Source organism: Turicibacter sp. TJ11 (assembly GCF_021497505.1).
In the GTDB taxonomy this organism is placed as follows: Bacteria; Bacillota_I; Bacilli_A; order MOL361; family Turicibacteraceae; genus Turicibacter.
In genome coordinates this window covers 168,983-188,055 of record NZ_CP069349.1, presented here as the reverse complement: position 1 = coordinate 188,055, position 19,073 = coordinate 168,983, and the positions used below count along the sequence as shown (strand labels likewise).

At 34.7% G+C, this 19,073-nt stretch carries 18 protein-coding genes and 1 other RNA gene; 3 read left to right on the top strand and 16 right to left on the bottom strand.

Annotated elements, in window-relative coordinates:
* Positions 1 to 361 precede the first annotated feature (361 nt).
* The 10 genes from cotE to rnpB all read right to left on the bottom strand — a co-directional run bounded on the left by cotE (position 362) and on the right by rnpB (position 9,355).
* Positions 362 to 907: an outer spore coat protein CotE gene (gene cotE / locus JRC48_RS00870; RefSeq protein WP_235069996.1), complete on the bottom strand. Its 546-nt coding sequence runs from the start codon at positions 905 to 907 to the stop codon at positions 362 to 364.
* Positions 908 to 1,073: 166 nt separating this feature from the next.
* A complete protein-coding gene (locus JRC48_RS00865; RefSeq protein ID WP_235069995.1) occupies positions 1,074 to 1,424 on the bottom strand; it encodes a YlbF family regulator in 351 nt (116 codons plus the stop codon).
* Positions 1,408 to 2,916, bottom strand: coding sequence for a tRNA (N6-isopentenyl adenosine(37)-C2)-methylthiotransferase MiaB (gene miaB, locus JRC48_RS00860; RefSeq protein ID WP_235069994.1), 1,509 nt, complete (start codon positions 2,914 to 2,916; stop codon positions 1,408 to 1,410). The genes JRC48_RS00865 and miaB overlap by 17 nt, the downstream gene beginning before the upstream one ends.
* A 198-nt stretch (positions 2,917 to 3,114) precedes the next feature.
* The gene (locus JRC48_RS00855; protein ID WP_006785428.1) at positions 3,115 to 3,378 is read right to left on the bottom strand and encodes a stage V sporulation protein S; all 264 of its coding nucleotides are present in this window, start codon (positions 3,376 to 3,378) and stop codon (positions 3,115 to 3,117) included.
* Positions 3,379 to 3,446: 68 nt separating this feature from the next.
* Positions 3,447 to 4,238 (bottom strand): TIGR00282 family metallophosphoesterase, encoded by a 792-nt coding sequence (locus tag JRC48_RS00850; RefSeq protein WP_235069993.1) that lies wholly within the window; start codon positions 4,236 to 4,238, stop codon positions 3,447 to 3,449.
* A 117-nt stretch (positions 4,239 to 4,355) separates the two neighbouring features.
* On the bottom strand, positions 4,356 to 5,849 hold the full coding sequence (rny, locus tag JRC48_RS00845; RefSeq protein WP_255703629.1) for a ribonuclease Y: 1,494 nt from the start codon (positions 5,847 to 5,849) through the stop codon (positions 4,356 to 4,358).
* 248 nt (positions 5,850 to 6,097) lie between these two features.
* Positions 6,098 to 7,123, bottom strand: a complete 1,026-nt coding sequence (recA, locus tag JRC48_RS00840) for a recombinase RecA (protein WP_235069991.1) — start codon at positions 7,121 to 7,123, stop codon at positions 6,098 to 6,100.
* A 135-nt stretch (positions 7,124 to 7,258) separates the two neighbouring features.
* Positions 7,259 to 7,840, bottom strand: a complete 582-nt coding sequence (gene pgsA, locus JRC48_RS00835) for a CDP-diacylglycerol--glycerol-3-phosphate 3-phosphatidyltransferase (protein ID WP_235069990.1) — start codon at positions 7,838 to 7,840, stop codon at positions 7,259 to 7,261.
* A gap of 10 nt (positions 7,841 to 7,850) precedes the next feature.
* A complete protein-coding gene (locus JRC48_RS00830; RefSeq protein WP_235069989.1) occupies positions 7,851 to 8,720 on the bottom strand; it encodes a RodZ domain-containing protein in 870 nt (289 codons plus the stop codon).
* A gap of 255 nt (positions 8,721 to 8,975) precedes the next feature.
* Positions 8,976 to 9,355, bottom strand: an RNA gene (gene rnpB, locus JRC48_RS00825) — RNase P RNA component class B.
* Between the two features lie 157 nt (positions 9,356 to 9,512).
* Here rnpB and recU point away from each other — a divergent pair.
* Positions 9,513 to 10,091: a Holliday junction resolvase RecU gene (gene recU / locus JRC48_RS00820; RefSeq protein WP_235069988.1), complete on the top strand. Its 579-nt coding sequence runs from the start codon at positions 9,513 to 9,515 to the stop codon at positions 10,089 to 10,091.
* 20 nt (positions 10,092 to 10,111) lie between these two features.
* Positions 10,112 to 13,084, top strand: coding sequence for a transglycosylase domain-containing protein (locus tag JRC48_RS00815; RefSeq protein WP_235069987.1), 2,973 nt, complete (start codon positions 10,112 to 10,114; stop codon positions 13,082 to 13,084).
* Between the two features lie 151 nt (positions 13,085 to 13,235).
* Here JRC48_RS00815 and nth read toward each other — a convergent pair whose 3' ends face one another.
* The 5 genes from nth to dapB form a co-directional block, all read right to left on the bottom strand.
* Complete coding sequence (nth, locus tag JRC48_RS00810; RefSeq protein WP_235069986.1) at positions 13,236 to 13,886, bottom strand: endonuclease III; 651 nt, start codon at positions 13,884 to 13,886, stop codon at positions 13,236 to 13,238.
* Between the two features lie 22 nt (positions 13,887 to 13,908).
* Positions 13,909 to 14,583, bottom strand: coding sequence for a DnaD domain-containing protein (locus tag JRC48_RS00805; RefSeq protein ID WP_235069985.1), 675 nt, complete (start codon positions 14,581 to 14,583; stop codon positions 13,909 to 13,911).
* Between the two features lie 11 nt (positions 14,584 to 14,594).
* Complete coding sequence (locus JRC48_RS00800) at positions 14,595 to 15,068, bottom strand: PepSY domain-containing protein (protein WP_235069984.1); 474 nt, start codon at positions 15,066 to 15,068, stop codon at positions 14,595 to 14,597.
* Positions 15,052 to 16,218 (bottom strand): CCA tRNA nucleotidyltransferase, encoded by a 1,167-nt coding sequence (locus tag JRC48_RS00795; protein WP_235069983.1) that lies wholly within the window; start codon positions 16,216 to 16,218, stop codon positions 15,052 to 15,054. The genes JRC48_RS00800 and JRC48_RS00795 overlap by 17 nt, the downstream gene beginning before the upstream one ends.
* 108 nt (positions 16,219 to 16,326) lie before the next feature.
* Positions 16,327 to 17,037: a 4-hydroxy-tetrahydrodipicolinate reductase gene (gene dapB / locus JRC48_RS00790; RefSeq protein ID WP_235069982.1), complete on the bottom strand. Its 711-nt coding sequence runs from the start codon at positions 17,035 to 17,037 to the stop codon at positions 16,327 to 16,329.
* A gap of 231 nt (positions 17,038 to 17,268) precedes the next feature.
* Here dapB and JRC48_RS00785 point away from each other — a divergent pair, with 231 nt between their 5' ends.
* Complete coding sequence (locus JRC48_RS00785; protein WP_235069981.1) at positions 17,269 to 18,141, top strand: YitT family protein; 873 nt, start codon at positions 17,269 to 17,271, stop codon at positions 18,139 to 18,141.
* A 200-nt stretch (positions 18,142 to 18,341) separates the two neighbouring features.
* Here JRC48_RS00785 and JRC48_RS00780 read toward each other — a convergent pair whose 3' ends face one another.
* Positions 18,342 to 19,070 (bottom strand): zinc metallopeptidase, encoded by a 729-nt coding sequence (locus tag JRC48_RS00780; protein WP_235069980.1) that lies wholly within the window; start codon positions 19,068 to 19,070, stop codon positions 18,342 to 18,344.
* Positions 19,071 to 19,073 lie beyond the last annotated feature (3 nt).

Genomic DNA, 19,073 nt, shown 5'->3' with positions numbered 1-19,073 from the left:
TCGATTTAAGAACGGTTCTAGCGATGGATTACAAACATTTCAATTTCTTCTATGATAGGCGAAACTAACCTTTTTTAATCAGACTAGTTGTGACTTAATGTCTTCTTCGTGTCACTCTTTTTATGACCAACATTAAAGAATGTCAGCCTGATTCATATCTAATCGATTATTTTCCCGGAAATAAAAATAGCCTCTTAATCAGAAACACTTAAGTCTCAGCACCCGCCTAGTATTTCATGTATAAAAACTATTCCTATCATCTAGGGAGGTTCTTACCTTGTTATTGAATTTGTCTTCTCACTGATGAGAAAAACTACATTGAGAAATTTAGCCCATAAAAAAAGAATAAGGCATGACTGCCTTATTCTCCTCTAAAAGGTGAATTTTTCAAGAAATTTGGATTAATTTGTTGGTCGATTTCATCTTCATCATCGTCGTCACTATCCATATCACTTTCGACTGGACCTAAGATTGAAACGCGCATTTTTGTTTCTCCAATGACCTCAACCACAATTTCAAATTCTACCTCAACCACAATTTCTCCATCTTCAATTCGAGCGTCTACACAAGTTGGTTGTTGAATTGTTCTTGCGATCACTTCATCACCTTCGTATAGGCAATCACGAATTGTACGATGAACATTAACTTGGTCATCATATTCAATTGTTTGACGAGCTACTTCTGTTTGCGTATTGTCAGCAAATGAATACCAAACGTTAATGTCATAAACACCTTTTACAGCAACAGAATTATCACATTTTCTTGCTCCGAATTTATGATTAATAATCCAGCAACCTAAAATACTATCTGCTGGACTTCTCAAATCATTAAGAGGCGATGTGATTTTAAATCTTTTTTTACCTTTTCCAATTACAGCTTTAGTTACAATTTCACGAATATCATTCATCCTAATACCTCCTCACTGATACTATATTCAGCTCTTGACCTATTTGATACTTAATTAAATGACTTTATGAGATTTCATTCGAGAAAAAAATCCTACCTTCTCGTGAAGCTCTCCGACATCCATCACCCATTCATGTCTCATTATGTAAAATTAAAAAACATCTTAGCTATTCACTAAGATGTTTATTAACCTTATATTGTATGATATGAGTCATAGTTAAAAAGAGTTCATTTAACTCAATTTGAGTTTGAATATATTCATTAAACAGTGGATTATCATAAAGCTTGGCTTCAATAGCTTTTAACTCAGCCTCTTTTTGTGAAGAAGCATTCGTTTTTCCATAGTACTCTAGTTTAATCAACTCTTTTTGCTTTTGAATATAGTCATCGTATAATCCCAAAAGTTTATCATTTTGATGAACCTTTTGGGTTAGCTGACGATAACGCTCTAAAACAGGATCCGTTGATAGTTTCTCTTTTAACTTTTCAAAAGAAGGTAAATTAGTTTGTTTGTTCATCGTTAACCATCTCTCCAGCTAAATGCCATGTTTTAGCTTCGGTGATTTTAACTTTAACGATTTGCCCAATTTTCGTTTCATCGCCTTTAAAGTTAACTAATTTGTTATGGCGTGTATATCCAGCTAACATCGTATCATCGTTTTTACTTGTTCCTTCAACTAATACATCGACGACTGTTCCTTCAAAACGTTTATTTCCGTTGCGGAACCCTCGATTAATTGCTTCATTTAAACGATTTAAACGATCTTTTTTATCTGCTTCTGGTACATTGTCTTCCATACGTGCAGCTGGTGTTCCTTCACGTGGTGAGAAGATGAATGTGAAGGCTCCTTCGTATCCAACCTCTTCTACTAATGATAATGTATCTTGGAATTGCTCTTCTGTTTCACCTGGGAATCCAACAATAATATCTGTTGTAATAGATACCCCTGGAATCGCTTCTTTAAGATCACGAACTAATTGTAAATACATTTCACGTGTATATTTACGATTCATACGCTTTAATACGTCATTATTTCCAGATTGAACTGGTAAATGAATGTGCTCCATTAAGTTTCCACGTTTTGCTAATGCTTGAATTGTTTTTTCATCAAAATCACGTGGGTGTGATGTCGTAAAACGAATACGAGGAATATCAATTTTATGTAAATCGTCTAATAAATCACCGAATGTGTACTCACGATCTTTAAAATCTTTTCCGTATGCATTAACGTTTTGTCCTAATAACGTAACCTCTTGATATCCTTCAGCTGCTAAATGCTTAATTTCTGCAATAATATCTTCTGGCATACGGCTACGCTCTTTTCCGCGTGTATACGGTACAATACAGTATGTACAGAACTCATCGCATCCATACATAATATTAACCCATGCTTTAATACTTCCTTGACGTGTACGAGGCATGTTTTCAACGATCTCACCTTCTTGAGACCATACTTCAATTACACGTTCTTTCCCCATTAATGCATTATGAATATATTCTGGTAAGCGATAAATATTATGTGTACCAAAGACTAAATCAACATGTTGATATTTCTCCATAATTTGATTAACTACTTTTTCTTCTTGTGACATACAACCACATACCCCTAAGATTAAGTCAGGGTTCGTACGTTTTAAACTCTTTAATCGACCTAATTCACCAAAAACACGATTTTCGGCATTCTCACGAATTGCACATGTATTTAAAATAATTAAATCTGCTTCCTCGTGTGAAGTTGCTTTTGTATAACCTAACTCTTCCGCAATCCCAATAATAGCTTCTGAATCATGTTCATTCATTTGGCAACCATAAGTTTGGATTAAATATTTTTTACCTTTTCCAATGTTTTTAATTGAATCTTCAATCGCAAAATCACGGTGAACGTTCGCTTGCTCACGGCTACGTTTACGTGCACTATTAATACTTGGACGTTGGAAATAGCGACTATAATCTTTTTCAGCTTTTGGCTGATTAGCTTGCATTGTTAATTCTTTTTGTTGTTCATTCATCCTTATCACCTATATCTTAAAGCTTTAATTATCAACTACATTCTCTATGTGACAAAACACGAGTCACTTGCTCTATTATACATTAGATTATATAGAATAATCAACTCATGTCCATCTCACTTCAAGACTATGGAGTTAAAAGGATTTGATTAAAAAAGCTAGTGCCTAACTAAGCACTAGCCTTTTCTTATTAAAAAACTATTGTCTTGACTCAACAATAAGCTTGATTGCCGTACGCTCTTCACCATCAATTAAAATATCGGTAAACGCCGGAATACAAATTAAATCTTTCCCTGTTGGTGCCACATATCCTCTAGCAATGGCGATAGCTTTCACTGCTTGATTTAATGCTCCTGCTCCAATTGCCTGAATCTCTACAAGTCCTCTTTCACGAAATGCATTCGCTAAAGCACCTGCAACTGAATTAGGATTAGATTTTGATGATACTTTTAATACTTCCATACTAGTCCCCCTCTTTTGTGTTTTACATAGTAAGTCTATGCTCCCCCATCCTAATACATGACTAAATTTTATAAAGTTGATTCTTTCTTCAAATTAATGCGTTGAATTGAAGAGGCTTTTCCTGTCTTTTCATTAACATCAACTAAAACGGCATTTAATTGTGCTGATCCTTGTTCTAATGCATTAAAACGTATCGGTAATCCTGTTATAAATTTATTAATCACGTTTTCACGTTCAACTCCAATAACACCATCTAATGGACCTGTCATTCCAACATCTGTAATATATGCTGTCCCTTTAGCTAAAACACGTTCATCTGCTGTTGGAACGTGAGTATGTGTTCCAACGACTGCACTTACTCGTCCATCTAAGAAATAACCCATTGCGATTTTTTCACTTGTTGCCTCAGCATGAAAATCTACAAAAATAATATTAGTACGTTTTTTAGCTTCCTCAACTAATTCATCTATTTTTTCAAATGGACAATTAATCATTGGCATAAACGTACGTCCTTGTATCGAAATGACAGCCACTTCATATGAGTTAAATTTGACAAAAGTTAATCCTTTCCCTGGATTAGATGTTGGGAAATTAGCCGGACGAACTAACTTATCTGTCTCATCAATAAAATCAAAGATTGAGCGATTATCCCACGTGTGATTCCCTAGTGTCACCACATTAACTCCTTGTTCTAATAAAAACTTATAATATTTTTCATTAATTCCTTTTCCATGAGAAATATTTTCTCCATTTGCAATAATAAAGTGTGGTTTATAAGTTTCTTTTATTTTAGGTAATTGCTCTTGAATGATTTCACGTCCTAGCGATCCGTAAATATCTCCTATAAATAAAATTTTCATTCTATCAGCCTTTCTAGTCGTTCCTTTAATAAGTTTTATAAATTTAGTATACATATTAAAGAGCTATTAATGTCAACACATTAATAGCTCTTTAATCCATTAATTGAATTGAATATTTTAGCGTGCCGTTTCTACCGCACGAGTTTCACGAATGACTGTGATTTTAATATTTCCTGGATACTCAAGTTCATTTTCAATCGTTTGGCGAATTTCACGTGCCACGCGATGAGCTTGAACATCATCAAGTTGTTCAGGAATAACTGCTACACGAACTTCACGTCCTGCTTGGATAGCAAAGGCTTTTTCAACCCCTTCAAATCGACAAGCAATATTTTCTAATTGCTCTAAACGTTTGACATAGTTTTCTAATGATTCACTACGTGCACCTGGTCTTGCTGCTGAAAGGGTATCGGCAGCAGCAACAATAACAGCGATTAAACTTTGTGGTTCACGATCACCATGGTGTGAAGCAATTCCATCAATAACGACTGGATGCTCACGATAACGTGTCGCTAACTCAATTCCAATTTCTACGTGGCTTCCTTCCACTTCATGGTCGACAGCTTTTCCGATGTCATGTAAAAGCCCAGCACGTTTAGCTAACTTCACATCTTCTCCGAGTTCTGCCGCGATAATTCCAGATAGGAAAGCAACTTCCATCGAATGTCTTAATACATTTTGACCATAACTTGTTCGATAATTTAAACGCCCTAAAATTTTCATTAAGTCTGGATGTACTTTTCCAATTCCTACTTCAAATACAGCATTTTCACCATATTCTCGAACACGTAAATCAACTTCACGGCGTGTTTTTTCTACAATTTCCTCAATACGCGCTGGATGAATTCGACCATCCTGCACTAACGTTTCAAGAGTAATACGTGCTACTTCACGTCTGATTGGATCAAAGCACGATAAAACGACAGCTTCAGGTGTATCATCAATGATTAAATCAACCCCCGTTAACGATTCAATCGTACGAATGTTACGCCCTTCACGACCAATAATACGTCCTTTCATTTCATCACTTGGTAAGTTGACTACATTGACACTGTAATCACTTGTTTGCTCCGATGCATATTTTTGAATAGCTAAGACAATTAATTCTTTTGCTTTTTTATCTGCTTCTAAGCGTGCTTTTTCTTCTTCTTCCTTAATGTACTTAGCCACTTCATGAGACATTTCATCCTCAACTCGTCTAAAAATAATATCACGAGCTTCTTCTGTTGTTAATCCAGAAATTTCAACTAATTTTTGTCGTTGTCCTTCTAAAGTTTCTTCCACTTTGCTTTCAAGTTCTTTTAGTTCGAGTTGTTTTTCGGCGATAGCTTCATCTTTTTTCTCAAGAGCAATTTCGCGCTTCTCTAGGTTTAAAATACGACGATCGATCGTCTCTTCACGTTGTACTAGACGCTCTTCTAAACGTACAAGTTCTGTCTTTTTTTCCTTAATGTCACGTTCTGCATCAACTTTAAGTCTTTGGACTTCTTCTTTCGTTTCTAAAAGTGCTTCTTTCTTTTTCGATTCAGCTTCTTTTTCAGCTTTTGAGATTATATGTGTTGCTGTTTGTTGCGCTCTCTCTAACTCAGCTTCATACACTTTCATTCTCATAAAATACCCAATAACTAACCCTATCCCTACTAGCAAAATGGAGATGATGATTTCTAATAACACACGTCCACCTCCAATTATTTGATATACAATTATCCGCCATAGATCTATTAACGGTTCTATAGTTTGAAGATAATTAGTATTATGATATAATACTACATTCTTTATTTTAATATTATTGTAATAACATGTCAAGAATTCCACTACAATCTAAAAAAAAGTGTCTCAGTTTTACCTGAGACACTCTTTTATTCTTCTTCTAACATCATTGGTTCATGTTCTGTTGTAGAGATGTTTAATTCAGCACGAATTAAATCAGCAATTTCTTCCATAATAAATGGATTTTCTTTTAAGAACAATTTCGCATTTTCGCGACCTTGTCCCATTTTCTCACCGTTATATGAATACCAAGATCCACTTTTTTCAATGATATTGTGTTCAACCGCAAGGTCTAAAATCTCACCTTGTTTTGAAACACCCTCACCATACATCACATCTACTTCAACTGCTTTAAATGGTGGGGCAACTTTATTCTTAACAACTTTAATTTTCGCCACATTCCCTACAATATCTGTTCCTAATTTAATCGTTTCTCCACGACGAACTTCAAGACGAATTGTTGAATAGAATTTTAACGCACGTCCACCTGGTGTGACTTCAGGATTTCCAAACATAACCCCAACTTTTTCACGAACTTGGTTAATAAAGATCGCAATCGTCTTTGTTGTATTAATAGCACCTGATAATTTACGTAACGCTTGTGACATTAAGCGGGCTTGTAACCCAACGTGTGAGTCACCCATCTCACCTTCAATTTCAGCACGTGGAACAAGTGCAGCAACTGAATCGACAACTAAAATATCAATAGCTCCACTTCGAACTAAAGCCTCAGCAATTTCAAGCGCTTGCTCACCTGTATCAGGTTGTGAAACTAACAATTCATCCGTATCAACACCTAGTTTAGCAGCATAAGCAGGATCTAAGGCATGTTCTGCATCAATAAACGCTGCTGTTCCACCCGCTTTTTGTACTTCGGCAATCGCGTGTAAGGCAAATGTTGTTTTCCCTGAACTTTCTGGTCCGTAGATTTCGATGACACGTCCACGTGGATAACCACCTACACCTAGTGCGGCATCTAACGCTAATGATCCAGATGAAACGACTTCAATACGTGTATCTGTTTTTTCACCTAGTTTCATAACTGAACCTTTACCGTATTGCTTTTCAATACTTTTTAAAGCTTGCATTAAAGCGGCTTCACGATTGTTACTCATATTGTTTATCCTCCAATTTCATATATTTATCTAACATTAACATACCCATTTTATCGTCAATTTCCTCGAATTAATTTTAATAATAAACGATATTTTATTTAAAAGCAATAAAAAAGCGAACAAATTTTCGCTTTTTTATTTGGCACCATCAAAAATATTCATATTTTTATAAATATATTCAACACCTGAAGCTACCGTTAAAACAACGGCTAAGGCAACAAATACTCGATCAACCGGCCAATTAAATAACTCAAATGGATAATTTAATAATAATAAAGTCGATATCATAATAAATTGCACAACTGTTTTAATTTTACCCAGCCATCCCGCTGCAATGACAACACCTTTCGCAGCTGCAATCGTTCTAAATCCTGTCACAATAAATTCACGAGCTAAAATAACGAATACCACCCAAGCAGAAATTAAACCATTCTCAAGTAAAATTAATAACGCAGCTGTTACTAATAATTTATCCGCTAATGGATCCATAAATTTTCCGAAATCAGTGATTAAGTTATATTTACGAGCGATGTATCCATCAATGAAGTCAGTAATTGCAGCTAGTAAAAAAATAACTAATCCTAAAAGATTGGCATAAGGAATTAAGTAACTATTAACCGATACTGTATTCATCATTAAGTTAGGAATATAAAAACAAACAATAAAAAATGGAATTAAAATAATACGTAATAAAGTTAGCTTATTTGCTAAGTTCATTTTCTCTCACCTACTCAGTTTTAATATTAATTTTGATATATTGATGTGGAGTTGTTGGTTCAAATTCAACATCCTCATCATTCACTGTAATTTTAATAGCTGTGGCATCGCCAACATTAAAATCTAATGTCCCAAACTGATCACTTGTGATCGTTTGCTCAAATACTCCACCTGCTTGATAAGTCTCTCCTGCAATCAAACTTTGTCCATCTAATGTCACACTTAACCAACAAGGTGCTATAAAATCAAGCTTTAATGCGGCTTCACTTTCGTTAGTGACTAAATCAAACACGATCTCTTTAGCATCTTGTGAAACTTTTGAAATAGTTGTGACTGATTGTTTTTGATTTGATTCTAGTTCATCCTCTACAGTTTGTTGAGGTAAGGCATTTGGTGTCGGATCATTTGAGGTCGAATCATTAGCGTCTCCTACTAGATTTGAGGAGTTTGGATTTTGAATGACATGATTATTTCCTTCATCGGAACTGACGTTATTAATGATATCAATTACATAAAAAACACCTAAACCAATGACTAAAACAGCACATACGATTCCAGCAAGACGGCTCAAATTACGATTACGCTTTTGAACTTTTTGTTTTTGAACCTTTACTTCAACCTCTTGTTGGATTTGTGTTCCATAAAATCGCTGATATAACTCTTCGACATTTAATGATAAGTATGTCGCATATTTTTTAATATACATTTTCAAATAAAACGTATCAAATCGATCAAAGTTTCCACTTTCAATATTTTTCAAATGTTGAATTGGAACTCCAATTTTTTCAGATACATCTTCTAAATCAAGATGGCGTTGTTGACGTTCTTCACGTAAATAATTCGCTAACTGTTCATTATTTTCTTTATTTGAAAAATTCATTTCAGCACCTCCCATAAACATCCATTCAACAAAACTAAACTAATAATAGCATACCTATATTTAATAAAAAAGTAAAGAGAGGCATTTTTTTACATAGCCATCTGAGTTTTTTACTTCTTATTGTTTTAAATTCACTATCAATCATTCATAGGTTTCGTTATTTCAACTAAAACATACATCATCACTAACATATTAATGAAAAAAGCACAACTCATTTGTTGTGCTCTAAGTTTTAATTTTAATGCATAAATAGCAATCTGTAAGCCATGTTCTGTACCGTTGTACTCAAGCGGATGCCTCCTTGTACTCAGGTGGTAATTATCTGTCTGTAGAGTTAAACTCTACCTCCCATATGCGTTCATTTCCGCTTTAGGAGTGCCCCTACCAAATTTGGGTTTCTCACTCGTGGGGTTTACCCGTTCCACGTCTCTCGTTTCCAATCGACATCGTCACTGTGGCACTTTTAAAGGTACTTATACCATATCTTTCGACTTAGGTATGTTCCCAGCCGTCAACTAATCATATTAGTTGCCCTAACTTATTGTTTCGTTAGGCACGAACACTACAATCATCTCAGATTGTGTGAGCATGGACTTTCCTCACCATCATAAATGACAGTGCAATTACCCAACTGCTATCGGAATAATATTATCACAAAAAACAATAAAAAAGTCAAATGTAAATAATAACCATTTTGATTAATAATGTATGAATTCGTGGTGAAACATTATGAAAGATTAGCTTTTTTTCCTATTTTTTGATAAGATATACACTTAGGAGGTGTATAATCCTATGATCAACTATCCTCATAAAAAGAAAATAACACTTACTAGTGAAAAATCGATTTCATTTGGAAAACGAGGAATGTCTTTTGAGGATGATTTAACTAAATCAAATGAACATTATTTAGCAGCGAATAAAGCTGTCATTCACAAAAAGCCAACTCCTGTTCAAATCGTTAAAGTCCATTATCCTAAACGAGCCGCTGCAGTTATTACTGAGGCGTACTTTAGAACCCCATCAACAACAGATTTTAATGGGATCTTTAAAGGACATTATATTGATTTTGAAGCAAAAGAAACTTCAAACGCAACGATTTTTCCTTTACAAAACTTACATGAACATCAAGTCAATCATATGATTGAGGTTAAGAAACATGGTGGAATTACATTTCTCCTCGTTAAGTTTTCTAAATTTAATGAAATTTATTTGTTACCTTGTGAAAACCTTGCACAGTTTTGGCAAGAATATAAATTAGGTAATAGACGCTCGATTAAGCGTGAAGAATTTGCACAGTATGGAACATTAATTCCTGAAGGTGCCTTTCCAAGAATCGATTACTTAAAAGTGGTTGAAGAACTTTTCTTATAATCGTAAAGGCGGTGACTTAGATGCAGAAGAATAGTAGTAAAAAATTTGCTCTCACCCTGCTCCAAGCTATTGGAACTATTTTTAAATCATTCCTATTAGTTGGGCTACTAGGGGGAATCGCAGCAATGATGATTGGGAGCTTCATCATTTTAAAAACAATAGAAACAGCTCCTGAGCTTGATATTTCAAAAATTTATGCAACGGAATCAACAATCATCTATGATAAAGACGGAAATATCATTGATGAACTTGGAATTCAAAAACGCGAGTGGGTCTCTTATGATGAAATCTCTCCTGTCTTAATCGATGCCATTGTTGCAGTCGAAGATTCAAAATTTTATGAACATGCAGGTGCTGATTGGCCACGCTTCATCGTTGCACTCTTTGCAAACTTAAAATCTGGAGATTTTGATCAAGGAGCAAGTACATTAACGCAACAGTTAATTAAACAAACTCACTTAACTAGTGAAAAATCAATTGATCGTAAGATTAAGGAATTATACTTATCTATCCAAATTGAAAAAGTGCTAACAAAAGAACAAATCATTGAGGCTTATTTAAACTATTCTCCATTTGGAGGTAGCATCAACGGGATTCAAAAAGCTGCTGAATATTATTTTGGTACAACAGCAAGTGATTTAACGCTTTCTCAGGCTGCAACATTAGCAGGACTCGTTCAATCACCAAATAGATACCGTCCAGATTTTTATCCGGATGCAGCTGAAAAACGCCGTGATACCGTATTAAAATTAATGGTCAAACACGGATATATCACAGAAGAGTTAGCAACACTAGCGGCTGCTGAACCAATTACCGACTTATTAGTCTATACAGAATCTGAAACAACAGATAAAACAAAATATCAATCGTATATTGACGCTGTTTTAAGCGAGGTTGAAGAAAAGTATGGTTTAGATCCTTATGCCGGATTACAAATTTATACGAACATGGACCCTGCTGCTCAGTCATTAGTTTACGACATTCAAAATACGAAGGATTACGTGAACTGGTCAAGTACTGATTTAAATACAGGAAATGACATTCAATCAGGTATTGTCTTTTTAGATACTGAAACGGGACAAGTTCGAGCAATTGGTGGTGGAGCAAACGAAACCGGTGCTGTTCGAACGAAAAACTTTGCAACGCAACTTCAACGTCAACCTGGTTCAACGGCAAAACCAATCTTTGCTTACGGGCCAGCTATTGAATATTTAAAATGGGGAACAGGAACAACCGTTGATGATGAGTTATATGCTTATCAAGATGGAAATATTGTTCACAACTATAACCATATGTATCAAGGGCGTATGACAATTCGATACGCATTAAATAAATCATTGAATGTTCCAGCCGTTAAAGCGTTTAATGCTGCCGGATCAGATAATGTTAAAACATTTGCTGAAGGTCTTGGATTTGACTTTGGAGATGACCCACTATATGAGGCAAGTGCAATCGGTGGAGTCGAGTACGGTTTTTCACCTTTATTAATGGCTGCTGCCTATGCTTCATTTGGAAATGGCGGAATTTATAATGAACCTATTACCATTGAAAAAATTGTGACAAGTGATGGAATGGTAATTAATGCTGAACAAGAGTCACATCGCGCCATGAGCGAAGAGACAGCCTATTTAATGACCGAAATGCTTCACTCTGTTATGACTGATGGAACAGGAACAAGCGCCAATGTAGGTGGAATGTATTTATCAGGAAAAACAGGAACAACCAATCTTTCTCCACAAGATCGTGAATCTTATGGTTATCCATCAAATGCCATCCGTGACTCATGGTTTGTCGGATTTTCTAATTATTACACGGCAGCTATTTGGACTGGATTTGATAAAAATAATGAGGGATACATTACTCAACGCACTCAATCCTATCCTTGGGTCGTGTTTAAAACATTAATGTCTCGCTTAAATCCATCAGGTTATGTTGAACCAACTCGTCCAAGCAGTATTCAATCATATAGTATTGAGCTTGAAAGTGGAACTAAAGATGGTGAAGTTCAAAGTCCATCACAGTTTACACCGAGTCAATATATCGGAAGTGAGTTATTTATTAAAGGCTATGGACCAAGCGGTGTCTCAACTCGTTTCCAACAGTTAGATACACCACAAAACTTTACTGGATCATATAATGGTTCTAACTTAAGTTTCTCTTGGGATCATGTTAAAGGCTATACGTTAACAGAATCGGAAATTAATTCTAAAATTAGTTACGCTGCTAACTTAGCGACAAATGCAACAAAAATTAGTCAAATCACGCCTCCAAATCCATCTGAGTCCCAACTTCGCATGATGTTAAAACAAATTCAGACGATTGGACAAACAATCTATGATATTTTTGCAACAGATTATGCAGGAAATGAAGTTTTAATTGGATCAACAACGGATAATTCGTTCAGTACTGATGTTACAATCGGTGAAATGTCTAAATACAGTGATTTCTATGTTCGAGCTCGTTATGAAAAATCAGGAGCACTAACAAGTAACAACTCGAAAGCAATTACAGTAGACTGTGATAACTGTTCAAAACCAGTAGAAATTCCAAATATGAAGGAATGGACGAAACAGCAAGTCGAAGATTGGGCTTCATCAAACGGTGTGACGGTTTCATACACCGAAAAACCAACCACTGAAGTCGCAAATGGCTTAGTTGTCTCTACATCACCAGCAAGTGGAACATTACTTCCTGGAGAAACATTAACAGTTACGCTTGCATCAGCAAAATTAACTGTACCAAATTTCAAAAATGAAGCGGACTTCATTAGTCAGTATCAAGCTTGGGCTTCATTAAATTCAATCACTGTCTCAGTTGTTGAAGAATATCATGAAACGATTCCAAGTGGTGGATTTATCGGTTCTAATCCAGGTATCGGTTCATCTATCACACCAGGATCAACGTTAACTATTACAATTTCAAAAGGCTCTTCAGGTAATATCTCTTCACCAGAAAACACACCTGATTCTGATCAAGAAAACGATGAAGATTAGGAAAAGAATGAAGATTAGGAAAAGAATGAAGAATAATATTTCAAAATAAAATTTATCTCAAAACCTTAGTGAGACGTTCTCACTAAGGTTTTTTTTATATCCTACTCCTTTATCGATGAAAAAAAGAACTCATCAAGTGATGAATTCTTTTTTATATTTTCTTTTTAAGTAGACGTTTACCTTCTTTACAAGAAGAAAATAACGGACACGTTTCACACTTAGGATTTTTTGCTGTACAGTGATAGCGTCCAAAAAAGATCATTAAATGATGGGATTTTGACCATCTCTCTTCTGGGATTAAACGCATTAACTTATGTTCAACGTCTAAAACGGTATCGTCTCCTTTAGCAAATCCTAATCGTTTAGAGATGCGATCGACATGTGTGTCGACCGCAATACGTGGAACGTTAAATCCAACAGATAAAACCACATTCGCCGTCTTTCGTCCAACACCTGGTAGCTTGACTAACTTCTCAAATTCATTCGGTACAACACCTTTATAGTCTTCTAGAAGCATTTTACATAATGCTTGAATATTTTTAGCTTTGCTACGATAAAGCCCAATCGTCTTCAAATCTTGTTCGAGCTGTTCAAGCTCAACAGCTAAATAATCATTTGGTGTTTTATATTTTTCAAACAATGTCTGAGTCAATTTATTGACACTTTTATCTGTCGTCTGTGCTGATAATAAGACGGCTAATACTAGTTCAAATTCATTTCCAAAATTTAATTCACAATGTGCATCAGGAAATAATTCTTCCATGACATCGATCATCTCAGCTGCTTTTTTCTTTGATATCATGATGTTCTCCTTCGTTAATTATTTATTCATTCATCCAATCATAGTAGAAATTAGGATCAACAACCGGTGCTTGTGCCGATGTTGTAGCTGCCGTTTGTTTACGTTGACGAAAAGCAATTAACTGACGTTTTGCTTCTTCAATCGTTGTAATATTTTTCTTTTTCCATTCTAGTAAAATCTTATCAATGTAACGAATAGATTTAATTTGATAAGAATTCATTTCTTGAATCGCTAATTTGATTAAATCCCCATTAAAGTTATCTTCTGTCATCCATAAATGAATGGTCTCAATATCAAGTGGACTTAAAATTCCAAATTCTTGCTCAATCATTTTGAAAATTTCTTCTCGTTGAGTCGACTGTGATTGATTTTTCTTTTGTTTTAAATGTTTATTTATTTTTTCAAATAACGGTAAAATAGAGTATTCTTCAAATCTTTTACCCTCAGTGTCAGTTTGACTAGTTACTGAAACATATTGACGTTCGACAAGGCTAATAAATAACAATGAACAACTCGCATCATCTATCGTCATATGAGTCGAAATATCCGCAAATGTCCAATCTCCTGGTTTAGTTTGAATTAAGCGAGCTAATAAAACTAAGAACACATATTCTTGTTCATTTAATCCTAATTCACTATAAATGGTTAACAATAACGTATTAAAATCTAATAAATTATTTTTCCATAATTCATACATTTGAATCTCTCCTAGTTGATAACGAATTGTAGTACGATGTCACCACTTTGAGCGTCCACGATGACATACTCTTCTCCACGAGTTGATGAAATTTCAACTTCGTAGACTGGTTTTTCATCATATATTCCTAAATAATAATGCGTCACCGTTCCTTGATGTGAAGCTAATGCGTGTTTAACGGCTTGTTGTGCTGTCATTAGATCCGTCACTGGGTAACTATACTCAACAATATCATCTTTAATGAAATAATAGTATTCTAGGTCAGTTGTTAGAAGGACCTTAGCGACATAATAAGATTCCATTCCGCTGTACTCTGAAATTTCTAGTACTTGGTCAACCTCTGGTAATTTTGCTAATGATTTTTGATAAGTCATTAAGTGCTTATTCTGCTGTAAAACGTATGAGGCAAGCATAATAAGCACTGAAGCAATGATGACCATGATAAACAAAATAATTCGCCTTAATCTTTTATTCTTTTTTTTCATCTTTAACTCCTTGTTCATAGGCTTTAATAAATTCAATAATCGCACTTTTTTCGTTAACGAGTTGATTCATTACAATCTCATATTCTATCATCTCTACTAATTGTTGAATCCATCGACCTTTCGGTCGATCAATTAGTGTCGTTATTGTTTTTACATTGATTGCTAAATCTTTGCGACTTTGAATCGGTAACATATATGTTTTATAATGTATCTGCTTTTGATTTAAGAAACAAATGAGTTCATGATATAATTGCGCCCACTCTTCTTTATATTGATATAAAAAATACGGCATCGGTGTCTTGTTAGCTATCGCTTGAGATAAAACACTAATGCATTTTCTTTCCTCACGAGAAAATGGCCAGCTCATTAAATACGAATTGAGCTCCTCTAATGACAAACTAGCTAGTGTGAAAAGTAAAATGGGATGAGTTAATAAGTTAAAATTATATCCTTGGTAGGACGATAACGTGCTTAATCCGGGTAAATAATTTAACAGTCCAATATCATATAGATAACTCATGGCGTCTTGCCTAAAATCACCTTGAATAACGCCCTCTAATTCCTTTTTCACACGCTCTTTTGAAATATTTTCAATCAAAGAATTAACTTGTTTCATTCCTTCTAATGTCTTTTGATCTAAATTAAAACCTAACTTAGATACAAAGCGAATCCCACGTAATATGCGAAGAGGATCTTCGGTAAATCTTTTCGTGGAATCTCCTACACACTTTAAACAACGTGACTTTAAATCAACTAACCCGTTCATCGGATCATGAAGATATCCTTCACTATCTTGCGCGATTGCATTAATCGTAAAATCACGACGTTTTAAATCCTCTGCTAATGAAGATGTAAAGTGAATTTCATTTGGATGACGATAATCACTGTATCCTGTTTCTACGCGAAATGTCGTTACTTCAACGGGAAATTGATCCATCATCACAGTGACCGTTCCATGAGCTAATCCTGTGGCAATCGTTTTTTCAAATAAAGACATAACGACATTTGGTGTGGCCGACGTTGTAATATCAACATCATAAATTGATCGTCCAAGTAACTGATCACGCACCATTCCACCCACAAAATATGCTTCATATCCCGCTTCATTTAATGTTTTGAGAACCTTTTTCCCAACTGTCAGTAACTTCATCTGCAACACTCCGTCTTTAAATTATACTCTTCTTATTATACTTAACATTAAAGCGGATAATCAACTCATAGCCTACTTTTATCATAAAAAAAGCCTTCAATCGAAGGCTTAATCAATTAAATGTTGTAATCCATACACAAGCTCCTGTAACTCCTCAACTTTTCTAATCGCAAGGATAATTCCTGCTTCAAATGAATGTCTGGTGTTTGATTGATGAATCAATTCAAGAATTTGAAACTCATCACTAACTAACACTTGATGTTTAGCTAAAACACCTGGCATACGAATACTATGAATATGAGTTGTTTCTAGTTCACGTTTTAGTGCACAATCAAGTGTGTTAGCTATATAAGTTGCAGTTCCAGAAGGTTGATCCTTTTTATTAACGTGATGATACTCTACAATCTCAAAACTTTTAAAATAACGAGAACAAATCTCCGTAAATTTATTAATTAAAATGGCTCCAATTGAAAAATTAGGAGCTATGACTCCTTTACCACCATATTGCTTTGCAACTTCTTTTAAATAATCAACGTCTTCTTTGTTAAATCCCGTCGTTCCAATCACAATGGCTTTTCCTGCTTTCAACATCTTTTCTGATGCTTTCTTTGCGAATGTATAAACTGTAAAGTCAACGTACACATCAAACTCCACTTCTCGTAACACTTTATCAATATCGTTATAAATGGGAATTTCCCCATCTAATTTTTCTAATTCACTAATTCCCGCTACTAACTCTATTCCTTCTTCTGATTTCAAAGCTTCCGCTAGAAAGCTTCCCATCTGACCTTCAAGACCACCAAGAACAATCCGTTTCATTATATCACTCCTACATTTCCTATTATTTCTATATATGAACAGAAATAAAACCTGCATCTCTCACGAAACACTCAATAGTTGATCGTTGTGCCGTGAATGGCTGACGATAGTCTAGTTAAAAGTTTTTCACGATGTAAAAAACTTATCTGGACTTTATAGTTTATTTTATTTTAAGTTTCAATAAACGTGATATAATAATATATAAAATGGAAAAAACATAGGAGGTTTGTCGTGTCAAAAAAATTAATCAAACAATTAGGTTTAATTGCTCTTGGAACAGCTTTTATGGCATTTGGTATTATTAACTTTGCTGTAACTAATCATATGGCTGAAGGGGGATTTACAGGTGTAACCATTATCTTATATCATCTATTTGGAATTAGCACAGGAATTAGTAATTTACTGTTAAATATTCCAATGCTAATCATTGGTTACCGCCAATTTAGCAAAAAAGGATTTTGGTTAACCATTTATGGAACAGTGATGTTATCGATCTTTTTAAGTTTATTTGAAATGCTTGGACATTTAATTCCTCCATTACCAAACGATATGATTATTGCTTCACTTGGAATGGGTGTTTTAGTTGGAACAGGACTTGGACTTATTTTTAATGCAGGTGGAACAACTGGTGGTGTTGACATTATCGCTAAAATTGTAAAAGATAAAATCGGAATCCCTATGGCACGTACGATGTTTGCCTTTGATGCGATTGTCATCGGAATTTCTATGATTATTTTCTTATCGTTTACAAACGCTATCTATACAATTATCGGGTTATACATTGCTGCTCAAATCATTGATCGATTCCAAGCGGGATTCCGTGCTGGACAAGAAGTTTTAATTATTTCAGATAAATTTGAGCAAATTGCTGATGCCATTCATCATCAAATGAATCGCGGGGCAACCTTTATTCATGGAATGGGATCATATAATAAAAATAATAAAACAATTATTCTAACCATTATTAATAAACGTGAGCTAAATCCTTTAAAAGAAATTATTTATGAAATTGACCCACAAGCGTTCGTCAGTGTGAGTCATGTCTATGAAACACTAGGAGAAGGATTTACCTTTGATTCTAATGGAATTCCTTACTTTGACTAAAAGCGACTAAAAACTTAGTCGCTTTTTTTATAAATCTTCAACTCTTCTCTATTTTATTATACACTTTTTAATACTTATAAAATAAAATTTATTCTAACAACGTTATCAGTTTCATTTGACTTAACTGCCGATTGGCAGAAAAACTTTAATTTATAAATGATAAAAAAGTCATCAATCCCTAAAAGATTGATGACTTTTTATTAATCACGATTACGTGAATTAAAGATCATAACTAAACGTAATAACTCAGCAATAGCCACAACTGTTCCTGCAACATAAGTTAAGGCAGCTGCCGTTAAGACTTTACGTGCACCTGTTTTTTCAGTTTGATCATATAAAATATTCATTTCTGATAACTGTGCAACAGCACGAGTTGAGGCATTAAATTCAACTGGTAATGTGATGACTTGGAATAAAACCGTCACACCTACCATGATGATTCCTAAAAATAAAAATCCTGTACTTTGAGCAAATAATCCAATTAAAATAGCTAAGTATCCAAACTTATTGGCAAAGTTAACAATAGGAAATAAAGCTGAACGGAATTGAAGCGGTGCATAAGCGTTAGCATGTTGAATCGCATGTCCACATTCATGAGCAGCTACCGCTAACGCTGCAATTGATGTTCCATGATAAATATCTCGAGATAAACGAACTGTTTTTCGAGTTGGGTCATAATGGTCGCTTAAGCGTCCACCTACCTCTGTTAAATGAACATGCTGTAATCCATTACGATCTAAGATACGACGCGCCACATCGGCTCCTGTTAATCCTGATGATGCACGAACACGTAAGTATTGATTAAACGTTGATGATAAATAACCTTGCGCAAGCATTGGCACAATAAGTGCGATTAATAAATAAATGATATAAGAAGAATCATATCTCATTCCATATCCACCGTAATAACCATATCCATATAAGAACATTGT

What these genes read in the sequence shown, in the direction of transcription:
- JRC48_RS00805 (WP_235069985.1), bottom strand. Translation starts at nt 14,583, where the DNA reads ATGTATGAATTATGGAAAAATAATTTATTAGATTTTAATACGTTATTG.
- cotE (WP_235069996.1), bottom strand. Translation starts at nt 907, where the DNA reads ATGAATGATATTCGTGAAATTGTAACTAAAGCTGTAATTGGAAAAGGT.
- rny (WP_255703629.1), bottom strand. Translation starts at nt 5,849, where the DNA reads ATGAGAATGAAAGTGTATGAAGCTGAGTTAGAGAGAGCGCAACAAACA.
- miaB (WP_235069994.1), bottom strand. Translation starts at nt 2,916, where the DNA reads ATGAATGAACAACAAAAAGAATTAACAATGCAAGCTAATCAGCCAAAA.
- dapB (WP_235069982.1), bottom strand. Translation starts at nt 17,037, where the DNA reads ATGAAACGGATTGTTCTTGGTGGTCTTGAAGGTCAGATGGGAAGCTTT.
- recA (WP_235069991.1), bottom strand. Translation starts at nt 7,123, where the DNA reads ATGAGTAACAATCGTGAAGCCGCTTTAATGCAAGCTTTAAAAAGTATT.
- JRC48_RS00780 (WP_235069980.1), bottom strand. Translation starts at nt 19,070, where the DNA reads ATGTTCTTATATGGATATGGTTATTACGGTGGATATGGAATGAGATAT.
- nth (WP_235069986.1), bottom strand. Translation starts at nt 13,886, where the DNA reads ATGATATCAAAGAAAAAAGCAGCTGAGATGATCGATGTCATGGAAGAA.
- JRC48_RS00800 (WP_235069984.1), bottom strand. Translation starts at nt 15,068, where the DNA reads ATGAAAAAAAAGAATAAAAGATTAAGGCGAATTATTTTGTTTATCATG.
- pgsA (WP_235069990.1), bottom strand. Translation starts at nt 7,840, where the DNA reads ATGAACTTAGCAAATAAGCTAACTTTATTACGTATTATTTTAATTCCA.
- recU (WP_235069988.1), top strand. Translation starts at nt 9,513, where the DNA reads ATGATCAACTATCCTCATAAAAAGAAAATAACACTTACTAGTGAAAAA.
- JRC48_RS00830 (WP_235069989.1), bottom strand. Translation starts at nt 8,720, where the DNA reads ATGAATTTTTCAAATAAAGAAAATAATGAACAGTTAGCGAATTATTTA.
- JRC48_RS00855 (WP_006785428.1), bottom strand. Translation starts at nt 3,378, where the DNA reads ATGGAAGTATTAAAAGTATCATCAAAATCTAATCCTAATTCAGTTGCA.
- JRC48_RS00865 (WP_235069995.1), bottom strand. Translation starts at nt 1,424, where the DNA reads ATGAACAAACAAACTAATTTACCTTCTTTTGAAAAGTTAAAAGAGAAA.
- JRC48_RS00815 (WP_235069987.1), top strand. Translation starts at nt 10,112, where the DNA reads ATGCAGAAGAATAGTAGTAAAAAATTTGCTCTCACCCTGCTCCAAGCT.
- JRC48_RS00795 (WP_235069983.1), bottom strand. Translation starts at nt 16,218, where the DNA reads ATGAAGTTACTGACAGTTGGGAAAAAGGTTCTCAAAACATTAAATGAA.
- JRC48_RS00850 (WP_235069993.1), bottom strand. Translation starts at nt 4,238, where the DNA reads ATGAAAATTTTATTTATAGGAGATATTTACGGATCGCTAGGACGTGAA.